The organism is Cupriavidus sp. Agwp_2, from assembly GCF_040784895.1.
Lineage (GTDB): Bacteria > Pseudomonadota > Gammaproteobacteria > Burkholderiales > Burkholderiaceae > Cupriavidus.
Genome location: NZ_CP088083.1, coordinates 2,036,218 through 2,061,651, shown reverse-complemented (window position 1 = coordinate 2,061,651; position 25,434 = coordinate 2,036,218). Strand labels below are relative to the sequence as shown.

Annotated in this window: 21 protein-coding genes, 2 tRNA genes and 4 pseudogenes; 12 read left to right on the top strand and 15 right to left on the bottom strand. The window is 64.4% G+C overall.

Translation table 11 applies throughout. The features are described from left to right. Positions 1-40: 40 nt before the first annotated feature. From LPA45_RS09525 to LPA45_RS09510, 4 genes are all read left to right on the top strand, one after another. A complete protein-coding gene (locus LPA45_RS09525) occupies positions 41-1,033 on the top strand; it encodes a 2-hydroxyacid dehydrogenase (RefSeq protein WP_317924519.1) in 993 nt (330 codons plus the stop codon). Positions 1,034-1,139: 106 nt separating this feature from the next. After that, on the top strand, positions 1,140-3,461 hold the full coding sequence (locus LPA45_RS09520; protein WP_367394505.1) for a DUF3141 domain-containing protein: 2,322 nt from the start codon (positions 1,140-1,142) through the stop codon (positions 3,459-3,461). Positions 3,462-3,521: 60 nt separating this feature from the next. Next, a complete protein-coding gene (locus LPA45_RS09515) occupies positions 3,522-4,460 on the top strand; it encodes a phosphate acetyltransferase (RefSeq protein WP_367394504.1) in 939 nt (312 codons plus the stop codon). Between the two features lie 4 nt (positions 4,461-4,464). Further along, positions 4,465-5,661: an acetate/propionate family kinase gene (locus LPA45_RS09510; RefSeq protein WP_367394503.1), complete on the top strand. Its 1,197-nt coding sequence runs from the start codon at positions 4,465-4,467 to the stop codon at positions 5,659-5,661. A gap of 176 nt (positions 5,662-5,837) precedes the next feature. Here LPA45_RS09510 and LPA45_RS09505 read toward each other — a convergent pair whose 3' ends face one another. Together LPA45_RS09505 and LPA45_RS09500 are read right to left on the bottom strand one after the other, a co-directional pair. Continuing rightward, on the bottom strand, positions 5,838-6,578 hold the full coding sequence (locus LPA45_RS09505; protein ID WP_317925839.1) for a hypothetical protein: 741 nt from the start codon (positions 6,576-6,578) through the stop codon (positions 5,838-5,840). 56 nt (positions 6,579-6,634) lie between these two features. After that, positions 6,635-7,024: pseudogene (locus LPA45_RS09500) on the bottom strand (MurR/RpiR family transcriptional regulator); the annotation flags it as partial. 116 nt (positions 7,025-7,140) lie between these two features. On the opposite strand from LPA45_RS09500, the gene LPA45_RS09495 reads away from it, so the two are divergent. After that, complete coding sequence (locus LPA45_RS09495) at positions 7,141-7,374, top strand: tripartite tricarboxylate transporter substrate-binding protein (RefSeq protein ID WP_317925841.1); 234 nt, start codon at positions 7,141-7,143, stop codon at positions 7,372-7,374. Positions 7,375-7,551: 177 nt separating this feature from the next. Next, a pseudogene (locus LPA45_RS09490) lies at positions 7,552-7,967 on the top strand (MFS transporter); the annotation flags it as partial. A gap of 66 nt (positions 7,968-8,033) precedes the next feature. On the opposite strand, the gene istB reads toward LPA45_RS09490, so the two are convergent. Together istB and istA are read right to left on the bottom strand one after the other, a co-directional pair. After that, positions 8,034-8,807, bottom strand: coding sequence for an IS21-like element helper ATPase IstB (gene istB, locus LPA45_RS09485; protein WP_317925842.1), 774 nt, complete (start codon positions 8,805-8,807; stop codon positions 8,034-8,036). Next, entirely contained in the window at positions 8,804-10,369 is a 1,566-nt protein-coding gene (gene istA, locus LPA45_RS09480) for an IS21 family transposase (RefSeq protein WP_317925844.1), read from the bottom strand. The genes istB and istA overlap by 4 nt, the downstream gene beginning before the upstream one ends. 134 nt (positions 10,370-10,503) lie before the next feature. Between istA and LPA45_RS09475 the strand changes: the two are divergent. From LPA45_RS09475 to LPA45_RS09465, 3 genes and pseudogenes are all read left to right on the top strand, one after another. Further along, a pseudogene (locus tag LPA45_RS09475) lies at positions 10,504-11,436 on the top strand (MFS transporter); the annotation flags it as partial. Positions 11,437-11,552: 116 nt separating this feature from the next. Further along, a complete protein-coding gene (locus tag LPA45_RS09470; protein ID WP_317925846.1) occupies positions 11,553-12,800 on the top strand; it encodes an NAD(P)/FAD-dependent oxidoreductase in 1,248 nt (415 codons plus the stop codon). A 181-nt stretch (positions 12,801-12,981) separates the two neighbouring features. Continuing rightward, positions 12,982-13,206 (top strand): annotated as a pseudogene (locus LPA45_RS09465) (porin); the annotation flags it as partial. A gap of 68 nt (positions 13,207-13,274) precedes the next feature. Here the strand turns inward: LPA45_RS09465 and LPA45_RS09460 are convergent. The 3 genes from LPA45_RS09460 to LPA45_RS09450 form a co-directional block, all read right to left on the bottom strand. Next, a complete protein-coding gene (locus LPA45_RS09460; protein WP_376790603.1) occupies positions 13,275-14,000 on the bottom strand; it encodes a hypothetical protein in 726 nt (241 codons plus the stop codon). A 190-nt stretch (positions 14,001-14,190) separates the two neighbouring features. Continuing rightward, on the bottom strand, positions 14,191-15,162 hold the full coding sequence (locus LPA45_RS09455; RefSeq protein ID WP_116320572.1) for a tripartite tricarboxylate transporter substrate binding protein: 972 nt from the start codon (positions 15,160-15,162) through the stop codon (positions 14,191-14,193). A 249-nt stretch (positions 15,163-15,411) separates the two neighbouring features. Continuing rightward, positions 15,412-16,119, bottom strand: coding sequence for an HAD-IA family hydrolase (locus tag LPA45_RS09450; protein ID WP_317925848.1), 708 nt, complete (start codon positions 16,117-16,119; stop codon positions 15,412-15,414). A 181-nt stretch (positions 16,120-16,300) separates the two neighbouring features. Between LPA45_RS09450 and LPA45_RS09445 the strand changes: the two genes are divergently transcribed. Further along, a complete protein-coding gene (locus tag LPA45_RS09445; protein ID WP_317925850.1) occupies positions 16,301-17,776 on the top strand; it encodes an HdeD family acid-resistance protein in 1,476 nt (491 codons plus the stop codon). Positions 17,777-17,922: 146 nt separating this feature from the next. Continuing rightward, the gene (locus tag LPA45_RS09440) at positions 17,923-19,020 is read left to right on the top strand and encodes a mechanosensitive ion channel family protein (protein ID WP_116320575.1); all 1,098 of its coding nucleotides are present in this window, start codon (positions 17,923-17,925) and stop codon (positions 19,018-19,020) included. 45 nt (positions 19,021-19,065) lie between these two features. Here the strand turns inward: LPA45_RS09440 and LPA45_RS09435 are convergent, their stop codons facing one another. From LPA45_RS09435 to LPA45_RS09425, 3 genes are all read right to left on the bottom strand, one after another. Next, positions 19,066-20,613 (bottom strand): serine hydrolase, encoded by a 1,548-nt coding sequence (locus LPA45_RS09435; protein WP_367394502.1) that lies wholly within the window; start codon positions 20,611-20,613, stop codon positions 19,066-19,068. Between the two features lie 308 nt (positions 20,614-20,921). Then, positions 20,922-21,008 (bottom strand) — tRNA-Leu (locus LPA45_RS09430). Between the two features lie 94 nt (positions 21,009-21,102). Then, complete coding sequence (locus LPA45_RS09425) at positions 21,103-22,002, bottom strand: LysR family transcriptional regulator (protein ID WP_317924472.1); 900 nt, start codon at positions 22,000-22,002, stop codon at positions 21,103-21,105. 244 nt (positions 22,003-22,246) lie between these two features. Between LPA45_RS09425 and LPA45_RS09420 the strand changes: the two genes are divergently transcribed. Then, positions 22,247-23,056 (top strand): substrate-binding domain-containing protein, encoded by an 810-nt coding sequence (locus LPA45_RS09420; RefSeq protein WP_233528192.1) that lies wholly within the window; start codon positions 22,247-22,249, stop codon positions 23,054-23,056. 76 nt (positions 23,057-23,132) lie between these two features. Here LPA45_RS09420 and LPA45_RS09415 read toward each other — a convergent pair. From LPA45_RS09415 to LPA45_RS09395, 5 genes are all read right to left on the bottom strand, one after another. Further along, positions 23,133-23,219: transfer RNA gene (locus tag LPA45_RS09415), tRNA-Leu, on the bottom strand. Positions 23,220-23,292: 73 nt separating this feature from the next. Beyond that, the gene (locus LPA45_RS09410) at positions 23,293-24,105 is read right to left on the bottom strand and encodes a MetQ/NlpA family ABC transporter substrate-binding protein (protein WP_317924473.1); all 813 of its coding nucleotides are present in this window, start codon (positions 24,103-24,105) and stop codon (positions 23,293-23,295) included. A 198-nt stretch (positions 24,106-24,303) separates the two neighbouring features. Then, positions 24,304-24,624: a type II toxin-antitoxin system PemK/MazF family toxin gene (locus LPA45_RS09405; RefSeq protein WP_317924474.1), complete on the bottom strand. Its 321-nt coding sequence runs from the start codon at positions 24,622-24,624 to the stop codon at positions 24,304-24,306. Continuing rightward, on the bottom strand, positions 24,618-24,866 hold the full coding sequence (locus LPA45_RS09400) for an AbrB/MazE/SpoVT family DNA-binding domain-containing protein (RefSeq protein ID WP_116320580.1): 249 nt from the start codon (positions 24,864-24,866) through the stop codon (positions 24,618-24,620). Before LPA45_RS09400 ends, LPA45_RS09405 begins: the two co-directional genes overlap by 7 nt. 151 nt (positions 24,867-25,017) lie before the next feature. Further along, the gene (locus LPA45_RS09395) at positions 25,018-25,425 is read right to left on the bottom strand and encodes a VOC family protein (protein ID WP_317924475.1); all 408 of its coding nucleotides are present in this window, start codon (positions 25,423-25,425) and stop codon (positions 25,018-25,020) included. Between the last annotated feature and the right edge of the window lie 9 nt (positions 25,426-25,434).

Here is a 25,434-nt window from a genome sequence, read left to right as displayed (position 1 = left end):
CAAGAGGCCCGGGCCCCGCCATCATGCCGGGAGACAAGCGATGAAAGTAGCCGTATTCAGCGCCAAGCCTTACGACCGTGAGTATCTTGACGCCGCCAATGTTGCCGAAGGGCATCAGCTCAGGTATTTCGATGACCTGCTGAGCATGGGAACGGTTGGCCTTGCCGCCGGCCACGACGCTATCTGCATCTTTGTGAACGATACCGTGGATGCGTCAGTGCTCGACGCACTGAAGCGCGGCGGAACGGGCCTGGTGGCGCTGCGCTGCACCGGATTCAACAACGTCGACCTGAAAGCCGCGGCAAGCCTTGACATGAAGGTGGTTCGCGTCGTCAGTTACTCACCGAACTCGGTGGCCGAGCATGCCGTTGCCTTGCTGCTGGCGGTCAATCGCAAGATTCACCGGGCCTACAACCGTACCCGGGACTTCAATTTTTCCCTTGACGGGTTGATGGGATTCGACTTCTGCGGCAAGACTGTCGCCGTGGTCGGCACCGGCAAGATCGGCCGCGTGTTCGCCCGGATCATGCTTGGCTTCGGATGCGATGTCATCGGCTACGACGTATATCACTCGCCTGAGTTCGAGGCCCTGGGGGCACGCTACGCCCGGGAGGGGGAAATCGGAGCCAGCGCGGACATTATCTCGCTGCACTGTCCGCTGACGCCGCAGACGCATCACATCATCAATGCCGACACGCTGGCAAGGGCAAAGCCGGGGGCGTTGCTGGTGAACACCAGCCGGGGCGGCCTGATCGATACCGAGGCCGCGATCGATGCGCTGAAGAGCCGGCAATTGGGCGGCCTCGCCCTCGACGTGTACGAGCAGGAGGCGGATCTGTTCTTCCGTGATCTCTCCAGCACCATCATTTCCGACGATGTGCTCCAGCGCCTGGTTTCTTTCCCGAACGTCATCGTGACCGGACATCAGGCCTTCTTCACACGTGAAGCCATGACTACGATTTGCCAGACGACCTTGCGCAGCATCACCGAATTCGAGTCAGGCCAGGCACTGGCCAATGAGATCAAGGTATGACATTGCCAACGTCTGCGGTCGGGGCGCGGTCGATACGATATCGCCACGGTGAACTGACCGCGCCCTCCTTGACTTCCCTGTCACAAAATTTCTAGCGGAGAACGGCATGGATGCAGCAAAGCAACTGGTTCACGCGCGTGAAGTTGGCCTCAAGACCGGCATGGTGCTGCAAAAGCGCCTGAAGAATGCGCAGGAGGCCTATAGCGGCCGCGTGCAGCAGGCCGTTGGGGATCCGGGCGCTGGCCCGGCCATCCCGACGGCAGGGATGGACCCGATGAGCGGCTATGCCTATGCCGTCGACAGCATGCAGCGTGGCATCCTGTTCTGGGACACGCTCAGGCAACGGGGCAATAACTTTGTCGAAAACACCATGCAGGGGCTCAAGCCGGTCCTGCATTTTGGCTACGAGACCGTGTTGGATGCGCGCGAGTTTGAGCGGCCCGTCAACTATGCGCTGCTGAAGATCACGCCGCCCGACGGGGTGGCGATCGATGATAGCCGCCGCCCTTACGTCATCATCGATCCGCGGGCCGGCCATGGTCCCGGCATCGGCGGCTTCAAGGACGACTCGCAGGTCGGGGTGGCACTGCGTGCTGGCCATCCGGTGTATTTCGTCATCTTCTTCCGCGATCCCGAGCCGGGACAGACCCTGCTGGACGTGTGCGAGGCCGAGCAGCAGTTCATCAAGAAAGTGCGTGCGCTGCATCCGCACAGTGCCAAGCCCGCCATCATCGGCAATTGCCAGGGCGGCTGGGCCGCGATGATGCTTGGCGCCTCGGACCCGGACGACACCGGGCCGATCGTCATCAACGGCGCGCCGATGTCGTACTGGAGCGGTGCCTGGAGTGAGGGCGAGGGCGACAACCCGATGCGCTATTCCGGCGGACTGCTGGGCGGGACCTGGCTGGCCTCGTATACGGCTGACCTCGGCAACGGCAAGTTTGACGGCGCCTGGTTAGTCCAGAATTTCGAGAACCTGAATCCGGCCAACAGTCTGTGGGACAAGTACTACAACCTGTACAAAAAGGCCGATACCGAGCCGCCACGTTTCCTGGAGTTCGAACGCTGGTGGGGTGGCTACTACCTGATGAACCGCGAGGAGATCGAATGGATCACGCGCAATTTGTTCGTCGGCAACAAGCTCTGGAGCGGTGACGTCAAGAACGCCGGCGGCAAGGCGTTCGATCTGCGCGAGATCCGCTCGCCCATCGTGCTGTTTGCCTCGATGGGTGACAACATCACGCCGCCGCAGCAGGCTTTCAACTGGGTCGTGGACATCTATGGCAGCACCGAGGAGATCAAGGCGCGCGGCCAGGTGATCGTCGGCATGATGCATCGAAACGTCGGCCATCTCGGCATCTTCGTCTCCGGCAAGGTCGCGCAGAAGGAGCACGCGCAGATCGTCTCGGTGCTCAAGAGCATCGAACTGCTGCCGCCGGGGCTCTACGCCATGGTCATCCATGAGCGCAAGGGCAGCGCTGGCGTGGAGTATGAGGTCGAGTTCGAGGAGCACTCGCTGGAAGAGATCGCCAGCAGGCTTAACCGCTTCGAGCGCGTCGACGAAAGGCCGTTCGAGAGGGTCGCCAACCTGTCGGACTTCACCCAGCGCGCCTACGAGCTGTTTGCTCAGCCTTACGTCCAGGCGCTGTCCAACGAGATGACTGCGCGGGTGCTGCGCGAATTCCATCCGCTGCGCATGCAGAACTGGTTGTTCTCCGACCTGAATCCGTGGATGGCATGGTTGAAGCCCGCCGCCGACGCGGTCCGGGCCAGCCGGCAGGCGCTGGAGCCGGACCATCCGCTGCGCCAGCAAGAGCAGGCGGGCGCGGAAATGCTCAGCGCCGGTCTGGATGCATATCGTGCCGTGCGCGATGCGATGACCGAGTACACCTTTTTTAACGTGTACGCCAACCTGTTCCCGTTCCTGCCAGGGAGCGAGCCTTCCGCCCGCGCGGGTACCCCGACGGTGACCGACCCCAGGGAGTTGCCGGAAGTCAGAGCGGCGCTGGCCGTGGTGGGGCAAGGCGGATACGCCGAGGCCATTGCCCGGCTGGCCTGCCTGCTGGGCCGCAAGGGGGAACCGCTGCCGCTGTCCCGGCTGGAGTTGCGCAAGGAACTGGTCACGGACTATGCGGATCTGCTGCCGGAACTAGAGCCGGACGCCTGGCGCAAGCTCCGCGGCCAGCAGGAACTGATCACGCGGTACGCGCCCGAGCAGGCGCTTGAGACGCTGCCGGCGCTGCTCAGGCACCAGGCCGACCGGCAGCGGCTGCAGGCCCTGGCGGAAAAGCTGCGAACCGATGAGCGCGTGCTTGGCACCACGCCCACCGCCGAGCAGGCAGCCATGCTTGAGCAGGTCAGCACGGTGCTTGGCACCAAGCCGGAACGCGTGCGTGGCGCGGCCGTTCCAATCAAGCGCGCGTCCTAGCACGCCGTGGGTCGCCTGCATCGCGGGCGACCGTCACCGATGACCCTGACGGAGCAAGCCGTGAACGCCAAGCATGAGAAGTACCAGCGTCTGATTGATTTTTGCAAGACCATGCCGCCTACACCAACTGCGGTGGTGCATCCGTGCGACCAGTCGTCGCTGCAAGGCGCGGTGGAGGCCGCACGGCTGGGCCTGATCGCGCCGATCCTGGTCGGGCCACGTTCGCGCATCGAGGACGCTGCGCGCGCAGCCAGCCTTGATATCCGCGATTACCCGATCGTCGATGCCGAGCACAGTCACGCAGCCGCCGCGGCAGCCGTGCAACTCGTTCGCGAAAGCAAGGCCGAGGCCCTGATGAAGGGCAGCCTGCATACCGACGAGTTGATGGGGGCCGTGGTCAAGAGCGACAGCGGCTTGCGCACCGCCCGACGCGTCAGCCACTGCTTCGTGATGGACGTGCCGGGGCACGAGGACGCCCTGATCGTCACCGACGCTGCCGTCAACATCGCGCCGACGCTGGCCGAGAAGGCCGACATCCTGCAAAACGCGATCGACCTGGCCCATGCCTTGCGGGTCGAGGAGGTGCGCGTGGCGATCCTGTCGGCGATGGAGACGGTCAACCCGAAGGTGCCATCCACGCTCGACGCTGCCGCGCTGTGCAAGATGGTCGACCGCCACCAGATCACCGGGGCGGTAGTCGACGGGCCGCTTGCGCTGGACAACGCCATCAACCTGGATGCCGCACGGATCAAGAAGATCGATTCGCCGGTGGCGGGGCGCGCCAATGTCTTGCTGGTGCCGGACCTGGACGCCGGCAACATGCTTGCCAAGAGCCTGACCTTCCTGGCCGGGGCCGACGCCGCGGGCATCGTGCTGGGCGCGCGGGTGCCGATCATCCTGACCAGCCGCGCCGACTCGGTCACGACCCGGCTGGCGTCGTGCGCGGTGGCCGCGCTGGTGGCCAGGGCACGCCGCGAGTCCGGCAAGGTGGCGGGGTGATGCCATGGCCGAACTGATCCTGGTCCTGAATGCGGGTTCGTCGAGCCTCAAGTACTGCGCCTACGATACCCATGACGATGCGCTGCAACTTGTCTTGCGCGGCAGCCTCGACGGACTTTACACGGCGCCGGCGTTCCGCGCGACCGATGCGGCGGGGGCCGAGATCGAGACCAGGCGGTGGGACGCCGGCACCGAGCTCGGGCACGAAGGTGCCATCGCCTTCCTGGCGGACTTCCTGCGCGGCCATGGGGAAGGGCATACGCTGAGCGCGGTGGGGCACCGGGTGGTGCACGGCGGGGTACGTTTTACCCAGCCGGCAAGGGTGACCGACGCGTTACTGTCGGAACTGGATACGCTTTGCCCGCTCGCGCCCTTGCACCAGCCCCACAACCTCAAGCCCATCCGCATCCTCGCCGAGCGGCGTCCGGAACTGCCGCAAGTCGCCTGTTTCGACACCGCGTTCCACCGGGCGCAGCCGGAAGTGGCACAGGCATTTGCATTGCCAGCGGAGATAACTGCGCGAGGCGTCAGGCGCTACGGCTTCCACGGACTGTCCTACGAGTACATCGCGAGTGTCCTCCCAGGCGTGGATGCGGGCGCGGCCGCGGGCCGCACCGTTGTGGCCCACCTCGGCAATGGCAGCAGCATGTGCGCGCTGGTGGCGGGCCGCAGCGTGGCCAGCACCATGGGCTTTACTGCGGTGGACGGCCTGCCGATGGGAACCCGCTGCGGCAGCCTCGACCCGGGCGTGATCCTGTACCTGATCAGCGAACTCGGCATGGATGCCCGCGCCATCGAGGACCTGATCTACCGCAAATCCGGCCTGCTTGGCGTCTCCGGTGTGTCGAGCGATATGCGCGCGTTGCTCGCCAGCGACGATGCTCAGGCGCGCCTTGCCGTCGAGTTGTACACGTACCGCATTGCCCGCGAACTTGGCTCGCTCGCCGCTGCCGCGCAGGGGCTGGACGCGCTGGTCTTCACCGCAGGCATCGGCGAGCATGCGGCGCCCATCCGCGAACGCGTATGCCGGCTGGCGGCTTGGCTCGGAGTGAGTGTCGATGCCGAAGCCAACGCGGGCGACGGACCGCGCATCAGTTCGGCCTCGGGCCGGGTACCGGTCTGGGTCATCCCGACCAACGAGGAACTGATGATTGCAAGGCACACCAGAGAGGCCCTTGACGAACGCTTCATCGAACGATGAATAGCGACTGCAAGTAACGATCTTATGGACCGAAGCCCAGATGTAGTTCAACGTGACGGCCCATCACTGTAGTGCAACTCAGAGGCCGTTGGCGTGCGTGGCGAGGGTCGGGTCCCGCCGCGGCGAGTGAGTTCCGGCCGTCGTGCGCCAGCTGGGATCGTGACCAGTCCCGACGGTTAGTCAGCCCGGTGCCACTGACCTGACTCGTGACGCACGCTGACCCTTTCATCATTCAGCCGGACTTGCTCCTCATTCACCTTCGGCGAGGTCGCAAGGTCAATGTCGAAGGCGACATTGAGCGCCCGCATGACATGGACATTCTCAATGGGAAGCTCCCAGGTGAGGAATAGCTGCGTGCAATCCTGGTCGGGCGGGAAGTCGGCCACATCAAAACCGCTGCTGCCGCGTTGAATGACCCCATGAGGCTGGCAGGTATCGAATATCAGGACCGAACCACGGGTCAGGGGGATTCGAAGATCCAAGGACGGAAAATGTACGTCCTGCCCCTTGTCCTCGCTCAGGAAGAGATTGCAGAAGGCCGAACCGCCGTACTGCTCTCCGTCATGGTGATACCTCGCGCCGCGGCAAGCCATGAGGGCGACGTCACCGGAGGCAAGTACTCCGGGCAGTCCAAGCGTGCTCGCCCAGTCAGACACTGCCTGCACGCATTGCGAGTAGGCCGGCCAGCGCGCTCGTGCCCGTGCCAGAGGCAACATCTCGACATCTCCGGGTTCCAAGGTCATGCGGGACGATATCTCCCTGGCCCAATCCGCGAGCAGACGCGCCGGCGGCTCAGGCACGTCGACCTTGCCTGACAGCACGATGTCACTGACGCCCCGACTGCGGATGGCGTCGCCGCTCCAGAAATAGGAGGTCAGGAGGTTTGGGGGCTTGGGTTGCAGGGGAGGGTAGCTCATTGGCTTTGGCTTGACGGTGCACAGCGTGGCGCAGCGGCCCGGACATGGAGGATGGGTTACGAAGCTTTCGTTGATGCCTTGCGTGCCGATGAAGGCGATGATGGCGATGACGGCGATGACGGGGACAGCGGCGCCGACTCCGGCTGCGTGTACGCGATCTCCAGTCGATAGGCCAGCGCCAGGAATAGCGACTGCGCCAGGCACAGCGTGCTGGTCAGCGAGCGAAAGCCGAACGTCGCGGCATCCTGCACCGGCAGCAGCACCTCGGCATGGTCGGCCAGCGGACTCAACTGGCTGTCGCTGATCGCAACGATGCGGGCCCCGCGCGCGGCGGCGTCCTGCACCGCCAGCAGCGTCTCTTGCGCATACGGCTCGAACGACACTGCCACCATCACATCGCCCGGCCGCAGCGCCCGCAGTTGTCCCTGCTGCATTTGACCCTGGGCGAAGTGCGGAATAGAAAATATTTTCGCACAAACAAAAAAACAGAACAAATTTTCTAAAGCTGGGCTAATGATGGCCTCACCCTGCGCGAACAACGGCATATCAAACGCATGACCTCGTGATCAACGGCTGGCGCGGCATCGCGGCCCCGAAGGGCACGCCGCCGGAAGTGGTAGCCGTATTGCGCGCCGCCATCGCCAAGACCATGCAGGAGCCGGGGCTGCGCGAGACCATGGCGAAGCAGAACATGGGAGAGGGCTACCTCGACGAGCCGGACTTCAAGCGCGTGATCGCCCGCGACAACGCCACGTTCAAGCAGCTCATTAACCGCCTCAACATCAAGGCTGCCTGACGAGGCAAAGCCTGAAATAAATAATATGAATGAGCATGATTCATCACACTAAAAGCTATACGAAATCGGATATAAGGAAGATGAAATCTTTATTTCATCTCTTATGAATCGATGCGTATAACTGCACTCGCCGCACGATCAGCAGTCCATTTCAACAAACCGCGGCGAGGAGACAACATGGCGCTCAATCGGCCAATTCATGTCACGGATTTCATCGACCGGCAACCGCTGTCGATGTTCCAGGTGACCATCGTAGTTCTGTGCTTTCTAATTGTCGCTGTCGATGGATTCGACACCGCTGCCATTGGCTTCATCGCGCCGGCGATCAGTGCTGAATGGCGGTTGACGCATGCAGACCTCGCCCCGCTGTTTGGCGCCGGGCTGATAGGGCTGATGGCAGGCGCCTTCATTTTCGGGCCACTTGCGGATCGCGTCGGCGCAAGAAGATCCTGGTCTTTTGCGCTGTGTTCTTCGGGTTGGCGAGCCTGGTCTCCGCTGAAGCGGAGACGTTATGGGAACTGGTGGCGCTGCGCTTCCTTACTGGCCTTGGCCTGGGAGGCGCAATGCCGAACGCCATTACGCTGACTTCCGAGCCCGGATGGTCACCTCAAACTCCCCCACTTGTGGTCGGGTAAATTCCCCCAGGCAGGACGAGCTGATTATGAGTCGGCTTTCTCTGATACAGCAAGCCTGGTGGCTGCTTCCTTGAGGCGATAGCTTTTGCCTTCGAACTCGAGGAGTTTGGAGCGGTGCATCAGACGGTCGAGTATGGTGGTGGCCATGGTGTTGTCGCCGAGGTAACGCCCCCAGTCCTGCACTACACGGTTGGACGTGACGACGATGCTGCGACGCAATTTGTAGCGTTGGTGGACCAGCGTTTGCAGCAGTTCGGCGGCGGCATCCGGGATGCGTTTTGCCAGGAACAAGTCGTCGAGCACAACCAGTTCCGGTTCGAGCAGCATCTTGAGCAAGCGGTCCTGATCGGTGCGCGTGTCGACGGCGTAGCCGGCGAACACCGTGTCGGACTCGACGTAACGCACCTTTATGCCCTGCAGGGTGGCGTTGTAGGCAATGGCCTTGGCGATGTGGCTCTTGCCGGTGCCGGGCTTGCCAATGAGCAGAGCATTGTCGGCGTCGGCTACGAACTTCAAGGTATGCAGTTCGAAGCAGGCTTGACGCGGCAGCTTCGGGTTGAAGGCCCAATCGAACTCTGCCAAGGTACGGCGCTCGTCCAGGCCTGACTGCTGGTAGCGCCGCTCGAGTAGCCGGGAGCGGCGACGATCCAGTTCATCCTGCAGGATCATGGAGAAGGTTTCGAGGAAGGGTTGCTGGCTGGCCTGGGCCTGCAGCACGCGGGTCTGCAATGTGGCGCCGATGCCTGACAGGCGCAGTTCGCGCAAGGCGCGGTCGATCTCTGCGAGACTCATGGTCATGGGTGATCTCCTTGGTTTTCGGTGTTTTGTTTGGCGCCGCGCGTGAACAGGTCGGCATAGTCGTCGCCGTCCCGGATCAGGGGGTGTTCCTGGGTCAGGGGCAGTTCGCCCTGGATCGGCGTATCGAGAGCGGCCAGCGCCTGCTCAAGCAGGCGCTCCGTCAAGGCCTTGACCCGGCGATAGCTGGGCACGCCTTCTCGCAAGGCGGTTTCGCACGCCTCTTCGATCAGCCGGCGTGGATACCGACCGACGATGCCCCACAGCTTGCGCTGACCGACACGGCCTTCGGTATCGAACAGGAGTTGGCACAGGCGCTCGGCAGATGGCCCAATCGCTTTGGCCTGCGCCAGGATGCGACGTGTCTCGCGTGAGGGATTAAACAGGCGTTCGTCCTGCGGCAGCACCACCGTGCCGGGCCGGTCCGCCAGATCATGGCTGCGCAGCAAGACTTGGGTTTTCAGGTCCCGGATCTCCAGACGATGCGCGTATTTGCGCACCAGCACACGGCTGCCGATGGCCGCCGGCCGGGCGGCATAACTGCTGTGGTCGACGCGAACACAGGTGTCGTCGTAGACGGTGTAGACGCGGTCGGTGAAGTACTCGAAGTTTCTTGCCGGTAGCGCCCTCAGGTGAGGACGCTCTTCTTCGAACATCGCCTGAACCTGGCGCCGTGTGCTGCCATGGACCCGCTTGGAGGCCCATTTCTCCTCCCATTGCTCAAGGAAGGCATTCTGCGCCTCGATCGATTCGAAGCGCCGCCCTTTCAGAGCAGTAGCCTGGGTATGCTGGATCGCATTCTCGACTGTGCCTTTGCGGTCAGGGTCGCGTACCCGTGCGGGATCGGCTACCACCCCATAATGGGCCAGCATGGCCGCATACACCGGGTTGAGCTCGGGTTCATACAGGTCAGGCTTGAGGACACCCTCCTTTAAATTGTCCAGGACCACGTACTGGGTGGAGCCACCGAAGTAGCGCCAGGCTTGCTCGTGCAGTTCCGCCCAGACTTGCTGGCTCGATTTCCATACCACGCGCCGGAAGCTATGCCGGGAATGGCGCAGCGTCATGACGAACAACCGCGGCTTACGGTAGCGGTCTGTGCCAGGCACCCGGGTGGGTGCCCCCTCGCCATAGTCAACCTGCGCCTCCTCGCCTGCAAGGAATTCCAGTCGGTCGAATTGTTTTGGCGCTTGGTGGCGCAAGGACCGGACGAAACGCTTGACGCTTTCGTAGCTGGCGGTGAAGCCGTACTGATCGACGAGATCTTGGTAGATCGCCGTGGCGTTCCGATGCAGTTGCACCTGGGCTCGCACAAACTCCTGGTATGGCGCGCACGCCGACAATTGATGTGCACCAGTTGCCGGTGGTCGGGGTGGGGGAATTTGCGGCTCAGAGCCGGTGGTCACCGTGGGGGAGTTTGCCTGCTGCGCGGCGGCAAATTGCGCTTGATACCCCCGAATCGTCTTGCGGTCGACGCCAGTGATCCGGGCGATCTCCCGCTGACCCTTGCCAGCGGCGATTAGCGTAGCGATGGTGGTCTGTAGATGCGGCTTCAAGACGTTCACTCCGGTAACCCCTCTGCTGTATTCGAGGGGAGCAAGGTAACGTCCTGCCTGGCGCTCACATCACTTGCAGCGCCCCTTCAGGTGGGGGAGTTTGAGGTGACCACAGGTGGGGGAATTTGGCCGACCATCGGGGCGAGTATTGCCCGCAACGGCGGATTTCCTTTCTGGTCACCACGATGTTCTGTGGCTTCACCATCGGAATGTCGCTTGGGGGACTGGCATCCGCGTGGCTGGTTGAAGGCTTTGGATGGCGCTCGGTGCTGGTGGTCGGTGGCGTCCTGCCTATGGCGCTCGCAATGGTGGTGGCGTGGAGGTTGCCGGAATCTGTCAGGTACCTGAGCATGTCGGGCCGAAATACCGAGCGGATCCGCGCGACGCTTGGCCGCATTGCACCGCAAGCAGACCTGCGCGATGCGACTTTCGCGGTATCGGAACGACACAACGCCAGCTCGCCGCTTGGGCATTTGTTCAGACCTGAACTCCTGCGCTATACGCTGATGTTCTGGCTGACTTTCTTCATGAGTCTGCTGGTCCTCTTTCTGCTGTCCAGCTGGCTTCCCATCCTGCTGGGCGGGGCAGGCCTGTCCCTGCGCACTGCCGCCCTCGTTACGGCGATGCTCCAGGCCGGAGGCACCCTGGGCGCCATCGCGTTGGGATGGCTGATGGATCGGCGCAATCCATACTTCGTCCTCGCCACCAGCTATGCGCTCGCATGCGTTTTTATTGCAGCGATCGGCAGCCTGGCTTCGGAACCGGTGGCGGCTGGTGCCGTGGTGTTCTGCGCGGGCTTTTGTATCTGAGGTTCCCAGGTTGGCGTGAACGCCCTGGTCGCCAGGCTTTATCCCACCGACTGCCGTGCCACCGCAGTGGGCTGGGCCAATGGCGTTGGACGCATCGGCTCCGTCGTAGGTTCGATGGGCGGGGCAACCATGCTGTCGTTGGGCTGGGGCATGCCAACACTGTTTGCCGTGGTCGGCCTGCCGACATTGGTTGCCGGTGCCGCGATGTTCTGGCTGGGGTCGGCACGCACCCCGGCTGCGCTGCAAGAGGCCAGCATGTCCTCCTGAGTCAGGCGCAAGCGATAGGGCCAGAGCGGCAGATTTTTCCATCGGTTTAGACAAGCATTGAGAGAAGCCGTCGCGATCACGGTGCTGCGCGGCGGCGGAACACAACGGAGTTCGGAATGAAGAGAATCATTGTGGTGGGCGGCGGATTTGGCGGACTATGGAGCGCCGTGGGCGCGGCCCGCAAGCTTCGTGAGGAGGGCGTGGGACAGGGGGGCGTGGAAGTGGTGCTTGTCAATCCACGCAAATACCACAGCATTCGCGTGAGGAACTACGAATCCGACCTCGCGTGCACGCTGGTCCCTTTGGCGGACGTGCTGGATCCCATCGGGGTCAAGCATGTGGAGGGAGAGGTCGTCGACATAGAGACTTCGGCGCAGATTGTCGTTATCCGGACTGCCGAAGAAGAAATAGAGCTGCCGTACTCCAAGCTCATCCTGGCGTCGGGTAGCCAGCTCGTTCGTCCGCCAATTCCCGGCCTGGCGCAGCATGCCCATGATATTGACACCTATGAGGCCGCGCTACGACTGCAAGACCATCTTCGCGGACTCGCGGACCGACACACGAAGCCAGGTCGCTTTACCGCGATCGTAGTCGGTGCCGGCCTCACCGGTATTGAACTTGCATTGGAGCTGCCTGAGCGCCTTCGAGCGGTTGCCCAGGGTGCCGCTGACTCGGACGCGAGCAAATCCATCCGTGTGATTCTGGCAGACCGGTCGCCGCGCATCGGCGAGGCGATGGGTGATGCGCGACCGGTCATCGAACGCGCCTGCCAAGCACTTGGGGTCGAGTTGTGGCCGAACTTTGCCGTCCAGTCCATTGGCGAGTCTGATGTCATATTGGCCAGCGGCGAGCAGGTGCCTGCGTCGACGGTGGTGTGGTGCGGCGGGATGCGCGCACATCCGTTGAATGAACGCCTCGCCGTGGAACTGGACAGGCTGGGACGCGTGCCTGTCGACCACTTTATGCGCGTCGAGGGGATCAGCAACGTCTTCGCCGCCGGCGACGCCGCCAACGCAAAAATCGATGGCGAACATGCCTCCGTCATGTCGTGCCAGCACGCGCGGCCGATGGGACGTTTTGCGGGCCACAACGCGGCAAGCGAGTTGCTGGGCCTGCCAATGCTGCCATTGAACATCGACTGGTATACGACGATCCTCGACCTCGGCCCTTGGGGAGCGGTCTACACGGAAGGATGGGATCGGCGCCTGGTGGCGGAAGGCGCAGTGGCCAAGCAGACGAAGATCGTCATCAACCGCGAACGTATCTATCCGCCAAGAACCGGCAACCGGGAAGACATCTTGTCTGCCGGCGCACCGGCAATCCAGCGACCACCAGCATATGGCGGGACCGTCGGGAAGTCATAGACGGTTCATTACTGCCGCGCGATCCAGCACAGTTTGCGGCCGCGCGGCAATCAAGACGCTGGAATACGCATTGCATTGAAGCTCCACACGCTGTGTGGTGCCCAGCTATTGCCTGCGACATAAGAAAACGGCGCCCTGCTGCGGTGGCGAAGCCTTTCACCCCAAGCGCCCGGAGGAGAATCAGATGTATTACCTGCGCTTCCATCATAGCGACGACAGGGCGACGCTTTGGGCGTTACGAGGAACGTACGCATTTTCCAAGCGCAGCTCCGTCTGCGCCACTGCGGGATTGATCGACAACGGCGGCCAGCTTGCGATGTCGGTGAGCAGTGGCGCAACGGGATCGAATCCCAAAGCCGGCGGAAATCAGTTCGGCGGCATGCTTGGGGTGAAGCATATTTTCTGACGGCGCTTGCCGGGCATCTGGCGCTGGATGCGTCCGATGCCCCTCAAGTAATCGATGCCGCTGCGCCGTCAGTTGCTGGTCGCGAAGCAGTACAACTTCCCGGCGCCGCCGGTGCGCACCAACGCTTCCTGGCTGCAGCCGGCCGTTTGATGCGAGAAGTTCCAGCTCGTTGACCAGTTGTCCTGCAGCGGGCCAGAGCGGTCGTGGTGACCGACGATCGCCGAGCCGTCGCTGCTGCTGGTCCACGCCTTGCACGTGGTGTCAGTCTGCGGCGCGAACGCGGTGCCGTCGGCGCGCGAGCCGGTCAGGATGTCGTGCTCGTTGGGCTGATCACTGCGGCCCTTCACCGTGTTGCCCTTCTCGTCGAGCGCGGTGTCCTTGGTGATGTTGGCATTGTTGTGCAGCGCGGTTATGTCACGCGCGATCAGCGTGCCCTTGGCGTTGTACCAGGGGCCGGCGCCAATGCGGTCGCGCGCGTGCGTGCCTTGCACCGCCGGCGTGCTGCCCTGCGCGATGGTGCCCGGCGCGCTGAGGTAGGCGCGCCAGGTCTTGCCGCCGGCGCCAGCGGCAGCCGCCAGGCGTTGGCAGTGAGCGTCTGCGCCGCTCAAACCGCCGAGATCGCCGCCCTTGCCGGTGCCGACACTGGTGACGAAGAAGCTCATCGGGCCGGTGGTCGACCCGGAGGTCGGCCCGGTTGTCGGCCCGCTTGTCGGCCCGCTTGTCGGCCCGGTTGCGCAGGCGGCCAGCAGCACGACCGCTGTCGCCGTCAGGGTGAAGACTCGTGTCTTGCTCATCGGGAGGCTCCTTCGGTGGTTGAAGTGCTGCGCATAATATAGTCGACGGCCGCCGTTGCGTCCTCAGGATCTTCCCCGCTTCCGGGGTTCCCAGGCGAATCCTTCGAATTCGGCGATGGACCAAAAAAATGCCCGCCGTGATTAACGGCGGGCATTCCCTGATAACGAAAACGGTGGCGGAGCGCCGGGCTTACTCCAGCTTTGCCCCCGAACGCTCGACGATGTCCTTCCATTTCTTGTAGTCAGACTGCACCAGGTCGGAGAACTCCTTGGTCGTCATCAGCCTGGCTTCCGCGCCTTGCTCCTGGATCGCGTGGATCATCGCCGGCGTGGCGAGGACCTTGTTCACTTCGGCATGGATGCGGTTGACCACCTCGGGCGGCGTCTTGGCCGGGGCGAACAGGCCGTACCAGGTGCTGACGTCCACCTGCTTGTAGCCGCTTTCCGCGACGGTGGGCACGTCAGGCAGCGACGTGCTGCGCGTGGCCGAGGTCACGGCCAGCGCGCGCAGCTTGCCCGCCTTGACCTGCGCCAGCGCCGACGGCACCGATGCCACCATCAGGTCCACGTTGCCGGCCAGCGCGTCCATCATCGCCGCGTTGGAGCCCTTGTAGGGCACGTGCAGCAGCTTGATCCCCGCCGCATGGCTGAAGATCTCGGCGGCCAGGTGGATGGTGGTGCCATTGCCCGGCGAGCCGTACTTCACCGCGCCCGGCGCACCGCGCGCGGCGGTGACCACGTCGGCCAGCGTCTTGAAGCGCGAATTGGCCGACGTGACGATCACGATCGGGGTGTAGGCGACATGGCTGATGGCGATCAGGTCGCGGTTCGGCACATAGTTGACCGACTTGTACAGCCACGGCGCGACCACCAGGTTGTCCTTCTGGCCCATCACCAGCTCGTAGCCGGTCGGCGCTGCCCGGACCGCTTCGGCGATGCCCAGCGTGCCGCCGGCGCCCGGCTTGTTGTCCGGCACGAAATTCCACTTGGTGGCCTGGCTGACCTGGGTTGCCACCAGCCGGGCCAGGATGTCGGTGCCGCCGCCGGGCGGGAACGGAATTACCAGCCGGATCGGCTTGGTCGGAAAGCTGGCGGGGGTTTGCGCGAGCGCGCTTGTCAGTCCGCATGCCACCAGCAGTGCGGCAAATAGGGCCTTCAACATCTTGTTTCTCCTCGATCGAAATCTTGCGGGGCGGACCCTGGCTTGCTGCCTGTGAACCTGGCGGATTGCGGCGGTGTCGGGCACTGGAACGGCCCGGAGCGGATGGCGGGGAACGTCTGGATCGTGCGGTGGCGAGGCAAGCGCAGGGCTTCGGCCCTGGTCGCGAAACGACATTTTCGCATATTAGGTATGCGTTGGCCCGATATCGCCGTCGGGCGGGGCGTATGGTCGCGTTGGCGCGCGGCGCGATTAGCCAGCCAGCGCGCGGCAGAGCGATTGCAGGTCACTGAGGATCAGGTGCGGGTGCGCGCCGCTGCGTTGCCATTGCGCGGTGTGCGGGCCGTCCGGGCGCACCAGCCACGCGGCCTGCAGTCCCGCGCCGAGTGCGCCGACGACGTCGAGGTCGGGATCGTCGCCGACATGCAGCATCTGTTCCGGCGGCGTATCGACTGCCGCCGCCGCCGCGTGGAAGATCGCCGCCGCCGGCTTGGCCGTGCCGAACGTCCCGGCGCTGAGCGCCGCACGGAAGAAGTGATGGCCGCCGGTGACCTTCAGGTCGGCGTTGCCGTTGGACACGGCCACCAGCGGGAAGCGTTCGCTGAGCCATTCCAGCGCGGGCAGCGCGTCCTCGAAGAATTCGACCTGCTGCCGCGCGGCAAAGAAGGCGTCGTACGCGTCTTCGGCCAGGCTGGCGTCCTCGCCGGCCATGTCCAGCGCCAGCAGGATCGAGCCGAGGCGCAGGGCCCGGTAGTCATGCGCGAGATGCAGGTTCTCGCCTTCATAGCTGGCGCGCAACTCGCGCAGCACCTCGGGTGAGGTCAGCACTCCCGCCGTCTTCGGCGCGTGCTGCAGCAGCCAGGCCAGCAGCGTTGCCTCGGCGCGGGCCACGGCGGGGCCGAACGGCCACAGGGTGTCGTCGAGATCGAAGGAGATGGCGGAGACCTTGGTCAGGCGCATGGGACGGGGACGCTGCGGATTGGCGAGGGGGATGGGGTCTGGTAGCTTACCACCGCGAAGGCCCGGTTTCCGGGCCGTCAACCGCATGGAGCGTCGATGTGCCGACCACGCCATAATTTCGCGCTGACCGCATGTTGTGGCTAGAATCCGCCAAGACGATCCACGATCTCGCTGCGAAACGATGATCCGCCTTGTCCTGATCCTGTTGGGGTTTGACTACCTGCGCCAGCGCGCGCGCGGCATGTTCTGGCTCGGCATCGGGTTCCTGCTGGCAGGGGTCGTGCTGTTCGTCGACGGACTGGACAGTGCGCGCTTCTTCCCGCTGGAATGGTTCGCCGGCCTGTTGCTGGCGGGCGGCCTCGGCACGCTGGTCGTCGCCCTGGTGGGCGCCGGCGGCCTGAAGACGATGCGCCTGTTCAAGGGCCTGGCGCTGGTGCTGGCGGCGTCCCTGGTGCTGGCCGGGCATCATCACGGGCACTTCTGGCTGTCGATGATCTTCGGCACGCTGTTCCTGGCCGACGGGTTGCTGCAATGCGTGTCGGCATCGGTCGTTCGCTTTCCGCGCTGGCGCTGGGCTGTCGGCACGGGCATGCTGGAAGTGCTGATCGCGTTCTTCTTCTACCAGCCGTATCCCACCAACTACCAGGGCACCGTGCCCTATGCGCTGTCGCTATGGCTGTTGTTCGGCGGCTGGAGCATGGTCATGCTTGCCTACCGCGCCATCCGCGTGCCGGAAACCGCCACGATCGAAAGCCTGATGCACGGGCCGCGCCGGCGCCGGGGCGACGCCGCGAGCCACGGCGGTTCCCACTGGACGGACGCATCGCATGCCCCGGCCAGAAGGGTCACCAAGACGCTGTTGTTCGCGCCGGCCGAGCACGCGGCACACCTGCCCGACGAAGGCGCGCCCGGACTGACCGTGCATGTCTGGACGCCATCCGGTTCCGTGCAGCAGCCGCTGCGGCGCCGCCCGGTATTCGACCGCTACATCGCCGCCGTTGACGCCAACGGTGCGATCTGGACCGGCCATACGGCGCTCGAGGCGCCCGAAGGGGTCTACATCAGCTTCGATCCGGCCGAGCCGCTCAGCCGCACGCCGGAAAGCGTGACGCAGGCGCTGCGCGCATCCGCCGACAACGATGTGCCGGGCGTGTTCGAGCCCGACTATGCCACCGAGGCGTCGCGCCGCGGCGACTCCACCGTGCGCGTGCACCTGCGCAACTACGACGCGGCACGCCTGCAGCGCTTCTGGCATGCCTGGCGTGCCGATACCACCTACAACCTGACCTATCGCAATTGCGCCGTCAGCGTGGCGCGTGCGTTGGAAGCCGCCGTGGAAGGCGCGCTGATGCGCAGGCGCGGAAGGCTCGGCATACGCGGCCAGCGGCAGTCGTGGACGCTGCTGCTGCAGACGCTGTGCATGCCCGAGCTATGGCTTGCCGCGCAGATCCGCAAGCGCGGCAAGACCATGGCGTGGACGCCGGGGCTGGTGCGCGACTATGCGCGCGCCCTGAGCCTGCTGGTCGATCCCCATCCGCACCCGCACGCGCACGCGCACCCGCGCCGGTTCTGGCGGCTCGGCCTCGCCGCGATGAACCGCTGGCGGCGGCAGCGCCGGCAATGGCGGGCGGACGATAACCAGGTGCAGGCGGAATAGCCCGCGCGCAGTGCGTGGTTGCCCCGGCACGCGTGGCCGAAATGGCTGGCGCCAGCAACGGTGCCGGCGGCCGGGGCCGAACTTCTGCCGGCGCCCCGTGTCGTTAGCTCCATGGCCGTGCAACCCGCAATGACACAGGACGACGCATGAACCTTGAACTCCTCCTCGATCATCCCTGGTTTGGCACATGGACCGCGGCGCTGGTCGCCGTCATCGTCGCGCTGATCGCGCATCGCCTTGGCGGCCTGCTGCTGTTGCGCATTACCCGCGCCGCGCCGGTGCTGCATGCCATCGTCATCAAGGCGCGCGCACCGGCCAAGGCGGTGCTGCCGCTGCTGGCATTGCAGACGGTGTGGCAGGCGGCGCCGGACGACCTGCGCTGGATCGGCAATGTGCGGCATCTCAACGGGCTGCTGATGATCGTTGCCACCACCTGGCTGGCGGCGCGCATCATCGCGGGTTTTGCACAGGGCGTGCTGGAACGGCACCCGGTCGACGTGGCGGACAACATGGGCGCGCGGCGCATCCATACGCAGACGCGGGTGCTGTCGCGCATTGCCATGTCCCTGGTGATCGTGATGGGCGCGGCGATGCTGCTGATGACCTTCCCGGGTGCGCGGCAGGTCGGCGCCAGCCTGCTGGCCTCGGCAGGCGTGGTTGGCCTGATCGCGGGCTTTGCCGCCAAGCCGGTGTTCAGCAACCTGATCGCCGGCCTGCAACTGGCGCTGACCCAGCCAATCCGGCTCGACGATGTGCTGATCGTCGAAGGCGAGTGGGGGCGCGTGGAGGAGATCACCGGCACCTACGTCGTGCTGCGGATCTGGGACGATCGCCGCCTCATCATCCCGCTGCAGTATTTCATCGAGAAGCCATTCCAGAACTGGACCCGCAGCAGTTCAGAACTGATGGGCTCGGTGTTCTTCCACGTGGACTACGGCATGCCGCTGGCACCGTTGCGCAAGGAGCTGGAGCGCATCGTCCACGCGGCGCCGGAGTGGGACCGGCGCTTCTTCAACCTGGTGGTGACCGACGCCACGGAGCGCACCATGCAGCTACGCGTGCTGTGCACCGCGGCCTCGTCCGGGCTTGCGTGGGACCTGCGCTGCGTCGTGCGCGAAGGGCTGATCGACTTCATGCAGCGCGAATATCCGCAGCATCTGCCGCGGCTGCGGATCGAAGGGGAGGGCGGGGGCAATGGCGAGAGCGGTGCCGCGATGCGCGGCGCCGCCGTGCAGGCGGCCTGACGCGGCCGCGCCGGGCATTCCCCTTGCCCAGCGCGCCGGCGCGGCTCAGCGGACAAAGACGCCCAGCCCTTCATGGTCGTAGTACTCCAGCCATACCCGGTCGCTGGCAAATACCGCCTGCGAGATCGTGCCGGGGTTGGCGTTCTCGTTATGGAGCGTGAATGTAAAGACATCTCCGTCCCAGTGTGTCAGCGGCAGGACCAGCGGCCTCGCGCCCAGCGTCATTACCAGCGCGCCGCCCTGTTCGGCGACCTGCAGCGGGCCGTAGTAGTCGTTGCGATAGGTGCCGGCATAGGTGGACAACGCGCGCGCGGGCAATGGGCTTGCCGGCGGCGACTGGCCGACCAGCCTGCCTTCGGGCAGCAGCAAGGGCGCGAAGGCATCGGCAAAGATCGCGCCCCAGTCGCGGCGGAAAGCGCCGTACTGGACCAGGTCGAAGAACTGCGCGTTCAGTGTTTCCGGGATGCCGATGGGGTAGCCATTGGTCAGTGTGACGATGGCCAGGTTCAGCGACGGCACCGCGGTGAAGCTGGTGGCCGCGCCGACCGCGAAGGCGCCGGAATGGTTGTAGTTGGTCAGGCCCAGTTCGGTCGTGCCGATATTGAAGCCGTAGCCGTAGTAGCTGGCGGGGCGGCCCTGCACGGGCGGGCCGCTTTGCATCTGCTGGGACAGCGCCGGGGCGAGCGCCGCGGCGTCGACGACGCGCTGGCCGGCGAACTCGCCTTTTGCCAGCACCATGATCAGCCATTTCCCCAGGTCGTTGACCGAGGCGCTGACGCCACCCGCGGGCGATTGCGCATCGGGCATGGTGCCCATGCCCTGCACCCAGCTGCCGTTGACCCTGACGTGGCCTAGCGCGCGGTTGTCGCGCGCGGCAAAGTCCGCGTAGCGCGAGCTGGTGCGGGTCATGCCCAGCGGCTGGTAGATGGCCTGCTCGGACAGCGTGGCCCAGTCGATGCCCGCGGCGTTCGCCACCGCCTCGGCCGCGGCGGTCATGCCGAAGTTGGTGTACTCGTAGACCGCGCGCAACGGATGCAGCGGCAGGAAGCGCAGGCGGGTCAGCACCTCGCGGCGATCGTAGCCCATGTCTTCGAGCCGGTCGCCGGCGTGGTCGGGCAGGCCGGAACGATGCGCATAGAGATCGCCGACGGTGACGGCTTCAGTCGTTTCCGCATCGGCCAGCGCGAACCATGGCAGGTGCCGGATGACCGGGGTGTCCCAGCCGATGCTGCCGCGCCCCACCTGCCGTGCCACCACCGTGGCGCCGATGGACTTCGACACGGAGGCCAGCTGGAACACGGTATCGGCATCGACCGGCGCGGGATCGGTCACCAGCCGGCGGCCAAAGCCCCTGGCGAAGACGACCTGGTTGCCGCGCACCACTGCGATGGCCATGCCGGGCACGCCCGAGCTGGCCATCAGGTTGGTGGCCAGCGTTTCGACCTGGGCGATGGCGGCGGTGATCTGCGCTTCCGGGATGGGGGCGGGCGTCGGCTCCGGATCGTCATCGCCGCCGCAGGCGGGCAGGGCCGGTGCGACCAGGCCGCTCAGCGCGGCTCCCAGGAAACGGCGACGCTGTTGCAGTTTGCTCACGGCAGGTCTCCCGACGGCGGCGCTACGGCGCCTGTGGGATTTACTGTAGGCGATGCAAGCTTGGTGGGTCGGGGGCGGACAGGAGAATGGCTGGCCGGGATCCGCTCGCCAAAACAAAAAGCCCGCACTTTCGTGCGGGCTTCTCGCGTGAAACCTTTGGTGCCCAGGAGGGGACCCGGTCACGCCAGCGCGACCCCGGCTGCGCTTGCAAGCGCAGCCCTTCCAGTCCTCCCGAAAAGCGCTCAAGCGCTTTTCTTCCTGGGCGGAAACGAAAAAAGGGTCTGCTTGCGCAGACCCTTTTCAAATCCTGGTGCCCAGGAGAGGACTCGAACCTCCACAGTGTTGCCACCGCTAGGACCTGAACCTAGTGCGTCTACCAATTCCGCCACCTGGGCAAGGTGAGCGCCGCATTCTACAGGGCGCGTCGGATTTTGCAAGGGCCTGCAAGGCAATCCTTGCAAAAATTCCTGTGCCGGGACACGGCGCCGGTCAGGCCGGCGGCGAGCCGTCGGCAAGAATTTCAAACAGCGCCTTGGCCGCGGGCTGCAGCGCCTTGTCGCGGCGGCGAATCAGCGCCAGGACCCGGTCCACGGCAGGCTCGACCAGCGGGATGGCGCGCAGCCGCGGATGATCGGGCGGTAACGCCAGGCCCGGCAGCACCGCCATGCCGAGGCCCGCTTCGACCAGCGCCAACACGCCCACGACATGGTTGGCTTCATAGTAAATGGTCGGCCGCTGCTCGAGATGCGCGATGGCATGTTCGATCAGGGCGCGATTGCCGCTTTGCTTCGATACGCCGGCCATGCGCTGCCCGGCCAGTTCCTGCCATGCCACCGACTGGCGACCGGCCCAGGCATGGTCGCGCTGCAGCACCAGCCGGTAGGGCTCCGTGCGGATCGAGCGGAATTCGATATTCGGCTCCTGCGCGCCCATGAAGTTGATGCCGAAATCCGATTCGCCCGACAGCACACTGGCCAGCCCGACGTTTGCGCTTTCATCGATGACCCGCACGCGTACGCCCGGATGACGGCCTGCAAATATGCCGATGGCATCGGAGAGCAGATGCATCGCGGCAGACGGGATCGCGGCCACTGTCACCAATCCGCGCTGCAGCGCGGCTTCGTCGCCAAGTCGGAATACCGCGCTGTCGAGGATATCCAGCGCGGCACGCGCTTCCTCCAGGAACTGCTTGCCGATTGCGGTCGTTTCCACGCGCCGGGTGGTGCGCTCCAGCAAGCGCGAGCCGAGCGTCTTTTCCAGCTTGTCGATCCTGCGGCTCAGCGCGGGCTGCGAGATATGGAGCGTTTCGGCCGCCATCCGGAAGCTGCCCTTGTCCGCCGTGGCGACAAAGGCTTGCAAGTCCTCCAGTGCGAAATTGATGCGTGACATGCATGAATCCATCAGAACGTTGCAATTCACAGATTAGTGGTACGGACGTACGCTTGCAATGGCCGAACATTGCGCCCTGCGGGGCGGTTCGGCGCGCACAAACCTGGGCGGACACACCAGGTTTCCTGGCAGACGAGAAAGCGCGCCTCGGCCCGATCGCGCGCGCTGCCAACATGAAAGAAGACTGACTGGCGGCACCGTACGCCGGCAACATGATCATGGAGACCACATGTACCTGACCGCAATGGCCGCCAGGAAGGCCGCTTTCGTTCTGCTGGTATGGCTGGCCGGCCCGGCCTGGGCCGACGATATCCGCGTGATTACCTCAGGCGGCTTCACCGCTGCGTACCAGCAACTGGTGCCGCTGTATGAGGCCGCTACGCAGGACCGGGTCATCACCGCCTATGGCGCTTCGATGGGCAACGCCCCGGATTCCATTCCCAGCCGGCTTGCCCGCGGCGAGACGTTCGATGTGGTGATCCTTGCGGACTCCGGCCTTGACAAGCTGATCGCCGAAGGGAAGGTGGCGAACGGGAGCAGGGTGGACCTGGCCCGGTCGCTGATCGGCATGTCGGTCCGCAAGGGCACGCCGAAGCCGGATATCAGCACGCCGGAGGCACTGAAGCGGACCTTGCTCGACGCGAAGTCGATTGCGTACTCCGCCAGTGCCAGTGGCACCTATCTCTCCACCGAGTTGTTCCACCGGCTTGGCGTGGCGGACCAGGTCAAGGACAAAGCCCGCAAGATCTACAGCGAGCGCGTCGGCACGGTGGTGGCGCGCGGCGATGCGGAAATCGGGTTCCAGCAGATCAGCGAGTTGCTGCCGTTCAAGGAACTGGATTTTGTCGGGGCGTTGCCCGCCGAACTGCAGCAGGCGGTGTTCTTCTCCGCCGGAACGGCCGCCGGTCGGCAGACCGCGGCGGTCGCGCGGTTTGTGCGGTTCCTGGCTTCACCCGCAGCGGCCACGATCGTACGGACAACCGGATTGGAGCCGGTCGCCACGCCGTTGCCGCCCCCGGCGCCGCCAGTGCTCGGGCAAGTCGCGAAGCCCTGATCCCCGGTGGATTGACTGGACGGTTCGGAAAAACAAAAAGCCCGCACTTTCGTGCGGGCTTCTCGCTTTAAAACCTTGGTGCCCAGGAGAGGACTCGAACCTCCACAGTGTTGCCACCGCTAGGACCTGAACCTAGTGCGTCTACCAATTCCGCCACCTGGGCAAGGTGAGCGCCGCATTCTACCGAAGGCGACGGAATTTGCAAGCACGCGTTTGCAGTGGCTAAGCGCGTCCGATCAGAACGACGGCACCATCGCGCCCTTGAACTGGGCCTTCATGAACTGGCGCACGTCTTCCGACTGGTAGGCGGCGACCAGCTTCCTGACCCACGGCTTGTCCTTGTCCTGCGTGCGCACCACGATGATATTGGCGTACGGGCTGTGGATGTCTTCCAGCGCGATCGCATCCTTGGTCGGCTGCAGGCCGGCGGCCAGCGCGTAGTTGGTGTTGATCACCGCGGCGCCGACATCGGGCAGGGCGCGCGCCAGCTGGGCGGCGTCCAGTTCCACGATCTTCAGCTTCCTGGGATTCTCGGCAACGTCCAGCGGCGTAGCGTTGTTGCCATTGGTGCCGGCGCCGGCCTTGAGCTTGATCACGCCCTGCGACTGCAGCAGCAACAGCGCACGGTTCTCATTGGACGGGTCGTTGGGCACGGCCACCTTGGCGCCTTGCGGCAGGTCCTTGGGCGACTTCAGGTTCTTCGAGTAGATGCCCAGCGGCGAGATATAGGTGTAGCCGACGCTCTGCATCTTGTAGCCACGCTGCTTGACCTGGCTGTCCAGGTAGGGCTGGTGCTGGAAGCTGTTGGCATCCAGGTCGCCGGCGTCCAGTGCGGCATTAGGCTGCACGTAGTCGTTGAATTCCACGACCTTGACGTTCAGGCCGTTGCGCTTGGCAACCTTCTGGACGACTTGCCAGACTTCGGCGTCCGGGCCGCTGACGGTGCCGACGCGGATGGTCTGTTCCTGGGCCGAGGCGCTGCCGGCGGCGATAAAGCCGATTGCGGAGACGGCAACCGCCAGGCGCTTGATAAGGGACGTGCTGCGCATAGGAGTTCTGTAGTTTTTTGATTGTGTGGCGAGTGAGACAGTTGCGCCTTGGCAGGGATCGCCTGCGCCGGCGAGGCCACAGATTAGCGCAATTGCGTGCAAATGGAACGGCGGGAACAGATCTGGCGTCTATTTCTTTTTCATATGCTTATGAAGTCGGGGTAGGCTGATTCGATGGCATAAATTGCCGCTTCAGTTTTAGTCGGCGAAGCACTCGCGCAAGACGCGAAGGGTTTCGCGCAGGGTGTTCTCATTGAGTTCGCCAGCCCGCTTTATCAGTCGAGATTTGTCGACGGCACGAATCTGGTCGAGGAGAATCAGCCCGTGCCTGCGCTGGAACGTCACGCCGACCCGGAAGGGTGCGGGCCGGCTACCGGAAGTCATGGGAGCAACGGTGACTGTTCGCAGGTAGTCATGCATCTCCGGCGGCGAGACGACGACGCACGGGCGCGCCTTCCTGATTTCGCTGCCTACGGCTGGGTCAAGGGCTACAAGCCAGACCTCACCCCGCACTACCATTTCAGCTCCGCATCGTCCGCGTTGGGAAATTCGCCCAGAACCAGCACATCGTCACCGGCTTCGGCAATGGCGCGGCTCGCCTCGGCCCAGCCTTCGCGTGGCGTATTTCTCGGCCGCCGAATCACCAGCGTGTCGTTCACGATATCCATTTCCACTTCATCTTCCAGGCCCAGTTGCGCCAGGATTGCCTTGGGGATCAGGACCCCCTGTGAGTTGCCCATTTTTCGGATCGTCGCTTTCATTGCCTGTCCTTGTCGCTATCGCTGCGGCGATAAGTAGCACAATGTTATAACGTCGCCGGGCTCAAGGATAGGCCGCGCAAGCCTGAAGGGGAATGTGACATCGGGGCTTGGTCTCGGACAGGCGACTTTTCCGAAACGCGGCAGGTTGGCCTCAGCCGGCTACAGCTCCATACCCCTCCCCCCTCCACTCAATAAAACAAAGCCCATGCCCAAACGGATCCGACAGGGTGGCCTGCCTGCCCCAGTCGAAATCCTGCGGCCAGTCCTCGATCTCGGCGCCCGCTTCCAGCGCCCGTTCAATTGCGGCTTCGAGGTCGGCCACGACAAAGTCGAGATGCACCGGCGTCCAGTGCCGGCGGTAATCGCGACGGGTATCGGAACGGCTGGTGGGGCGGGTGCCGGCGGGTTTGGCGAGCAAATAGATCGGGGTATTGCCGCCCAGCATTTCTGCGACGGTGCCGTCGAACAAGCGGCGTTGCAGCTTCAATCCCAGGCCTTGCTCGTAAAAGGCGATGCCACGCGCGAGGTCGTCGACATCGATATTGATCAGCAACTCCATGACAGCCTC

What these genes read in the sequence shown, in the direction of transcription:
- LPA45_RS09525 (WP_317924519.1), top strand. Translation starts at nt 41, where the DNA reads ATGAAAGTAGCCGTATTCAGCGCCAAGCCTTACGACCGTGAGTATCTT.
- LPA45_RS09520 (WP_367394505.1), top strand. Translation starts at nt 1,140, where the DNA reads ATGGATGCAGCAAAGCAACTGGTTCACGCGCGTGAAGTTGGCCTCAAG.
- LPA45_RS09510 (WP_367394503.1), top strand. Translation starts at nt 4,465, where the DNA reads ATGGCCGAACTGATCCTGGTCCTGAATGCGGGTTCGTCGAGCCTCAAG.
- LPA45_RS09505 (WP_317925839.1), bottom strand. Translation starts at nt 6,578, where the DNA reads ATGAGCTACCCTCCCCTGCAACCCAAGCCCCCAAACCTCCTGACCTCC.
- istB (WP_317925842.1), bottom strand. Translation starts at nt 8,807, where the DNA reads ATGACCATGAGTCTCGCAGAGATCGACCGCGCCTTGCGCGAACTGCGC.
- LPA45_RS09470 (WP_317925846.1), top strand. Translation starts at nt 11,553, where the DNA reads ATGAAGAGAATCATTGTGGTGGGCGGCGGATTTGGCGGACTATGGAGC.
- LPA45_RS09460 (WP_376790603.1), bottom strand. Translation starts at nt 14,000, where the DNA reads ATGAGCAAGACACGAGTCTTCACCCTGACGGCGACAGCGGTCGTGCTG.
- LPA45_RS09455 (WP_116320572.1), bottom strand. Translation starts at nt 15,162, where the DNA reads ATGTTGAAGGCCCTATTTGCCGCACTGCTGGTGGCATGCGGACTGACA.
- LPA45_RS09450 (WP_317925848.1), bottom strand. Translation starts at nt 16,119, where the DNA reads ATGCGCCTGACCAAGGTCTCCGCCATCTCCTTCGATCTCGACGACACC.
- LPA45_RS09445 (WP_317925850.1), top strand. Translation starts at nt 16,301, where the DNA reads ATGATCCGCCTTGTCCTGATCCTGTTGGGGTTTGACTACCTGCGCCAG.
- LPA45_RS09440 (WP_116320575.1), top strand. Translation starts at nt 17,923, where the DNA reads ATGAACCTTGAACTCCTCCTCGATCATCCCTGGTTTGGCACATGGACC.
- LPA45_RS09425 (WP_317924472.1), bottom strand. Translation starts at nt 22,002, where the DNA reads ATGTCACGCATCAATTTCGCACTGGAGGACTTGCAAGCCTTTGTCGCC.
- LPA45_RS09420 (WP_233528192.1), top strand. Translation starts at nt 22,247, where the DNA reads ATGGCCGCCAGGAAGGCCGCTTTCGTTCTGCTGGTATGGCTGGCCGGC.
- LPA45_RS09410 (WP_317924473.1), bottom strand. Translation starts at nt 24,105, where the DNA reads ATGCGCAGCACGTCCCTTATCAAGCGCCTGGCGGTTGCCGTCTCCGCA.
- LPA45_RS09405 (WP_317924474.1), bottom strand. Translation starts at nt 24,624, where the DNA reads ATGGTAGTGCGGGGTGAGGTCTGGCTTGTAGCCCTTGACCCAGCCGTA.
- LPA45_RS09400 (WP_116320580.1), bottom strand. Translation starts at nt 24,866, where the DNA reads ATGAAAGCGACGATCCGAAAAATGGGCAACTCACAGGGGGTCCTGATC.
- LPA45_RS09395 (WP_317924475.1), bottom strand. Translation starts at nt 25,425, where the DNA reads ATGGAGTTGCTGATCAATATCGATGTCGACGACCTCGCGCGTGGCATC.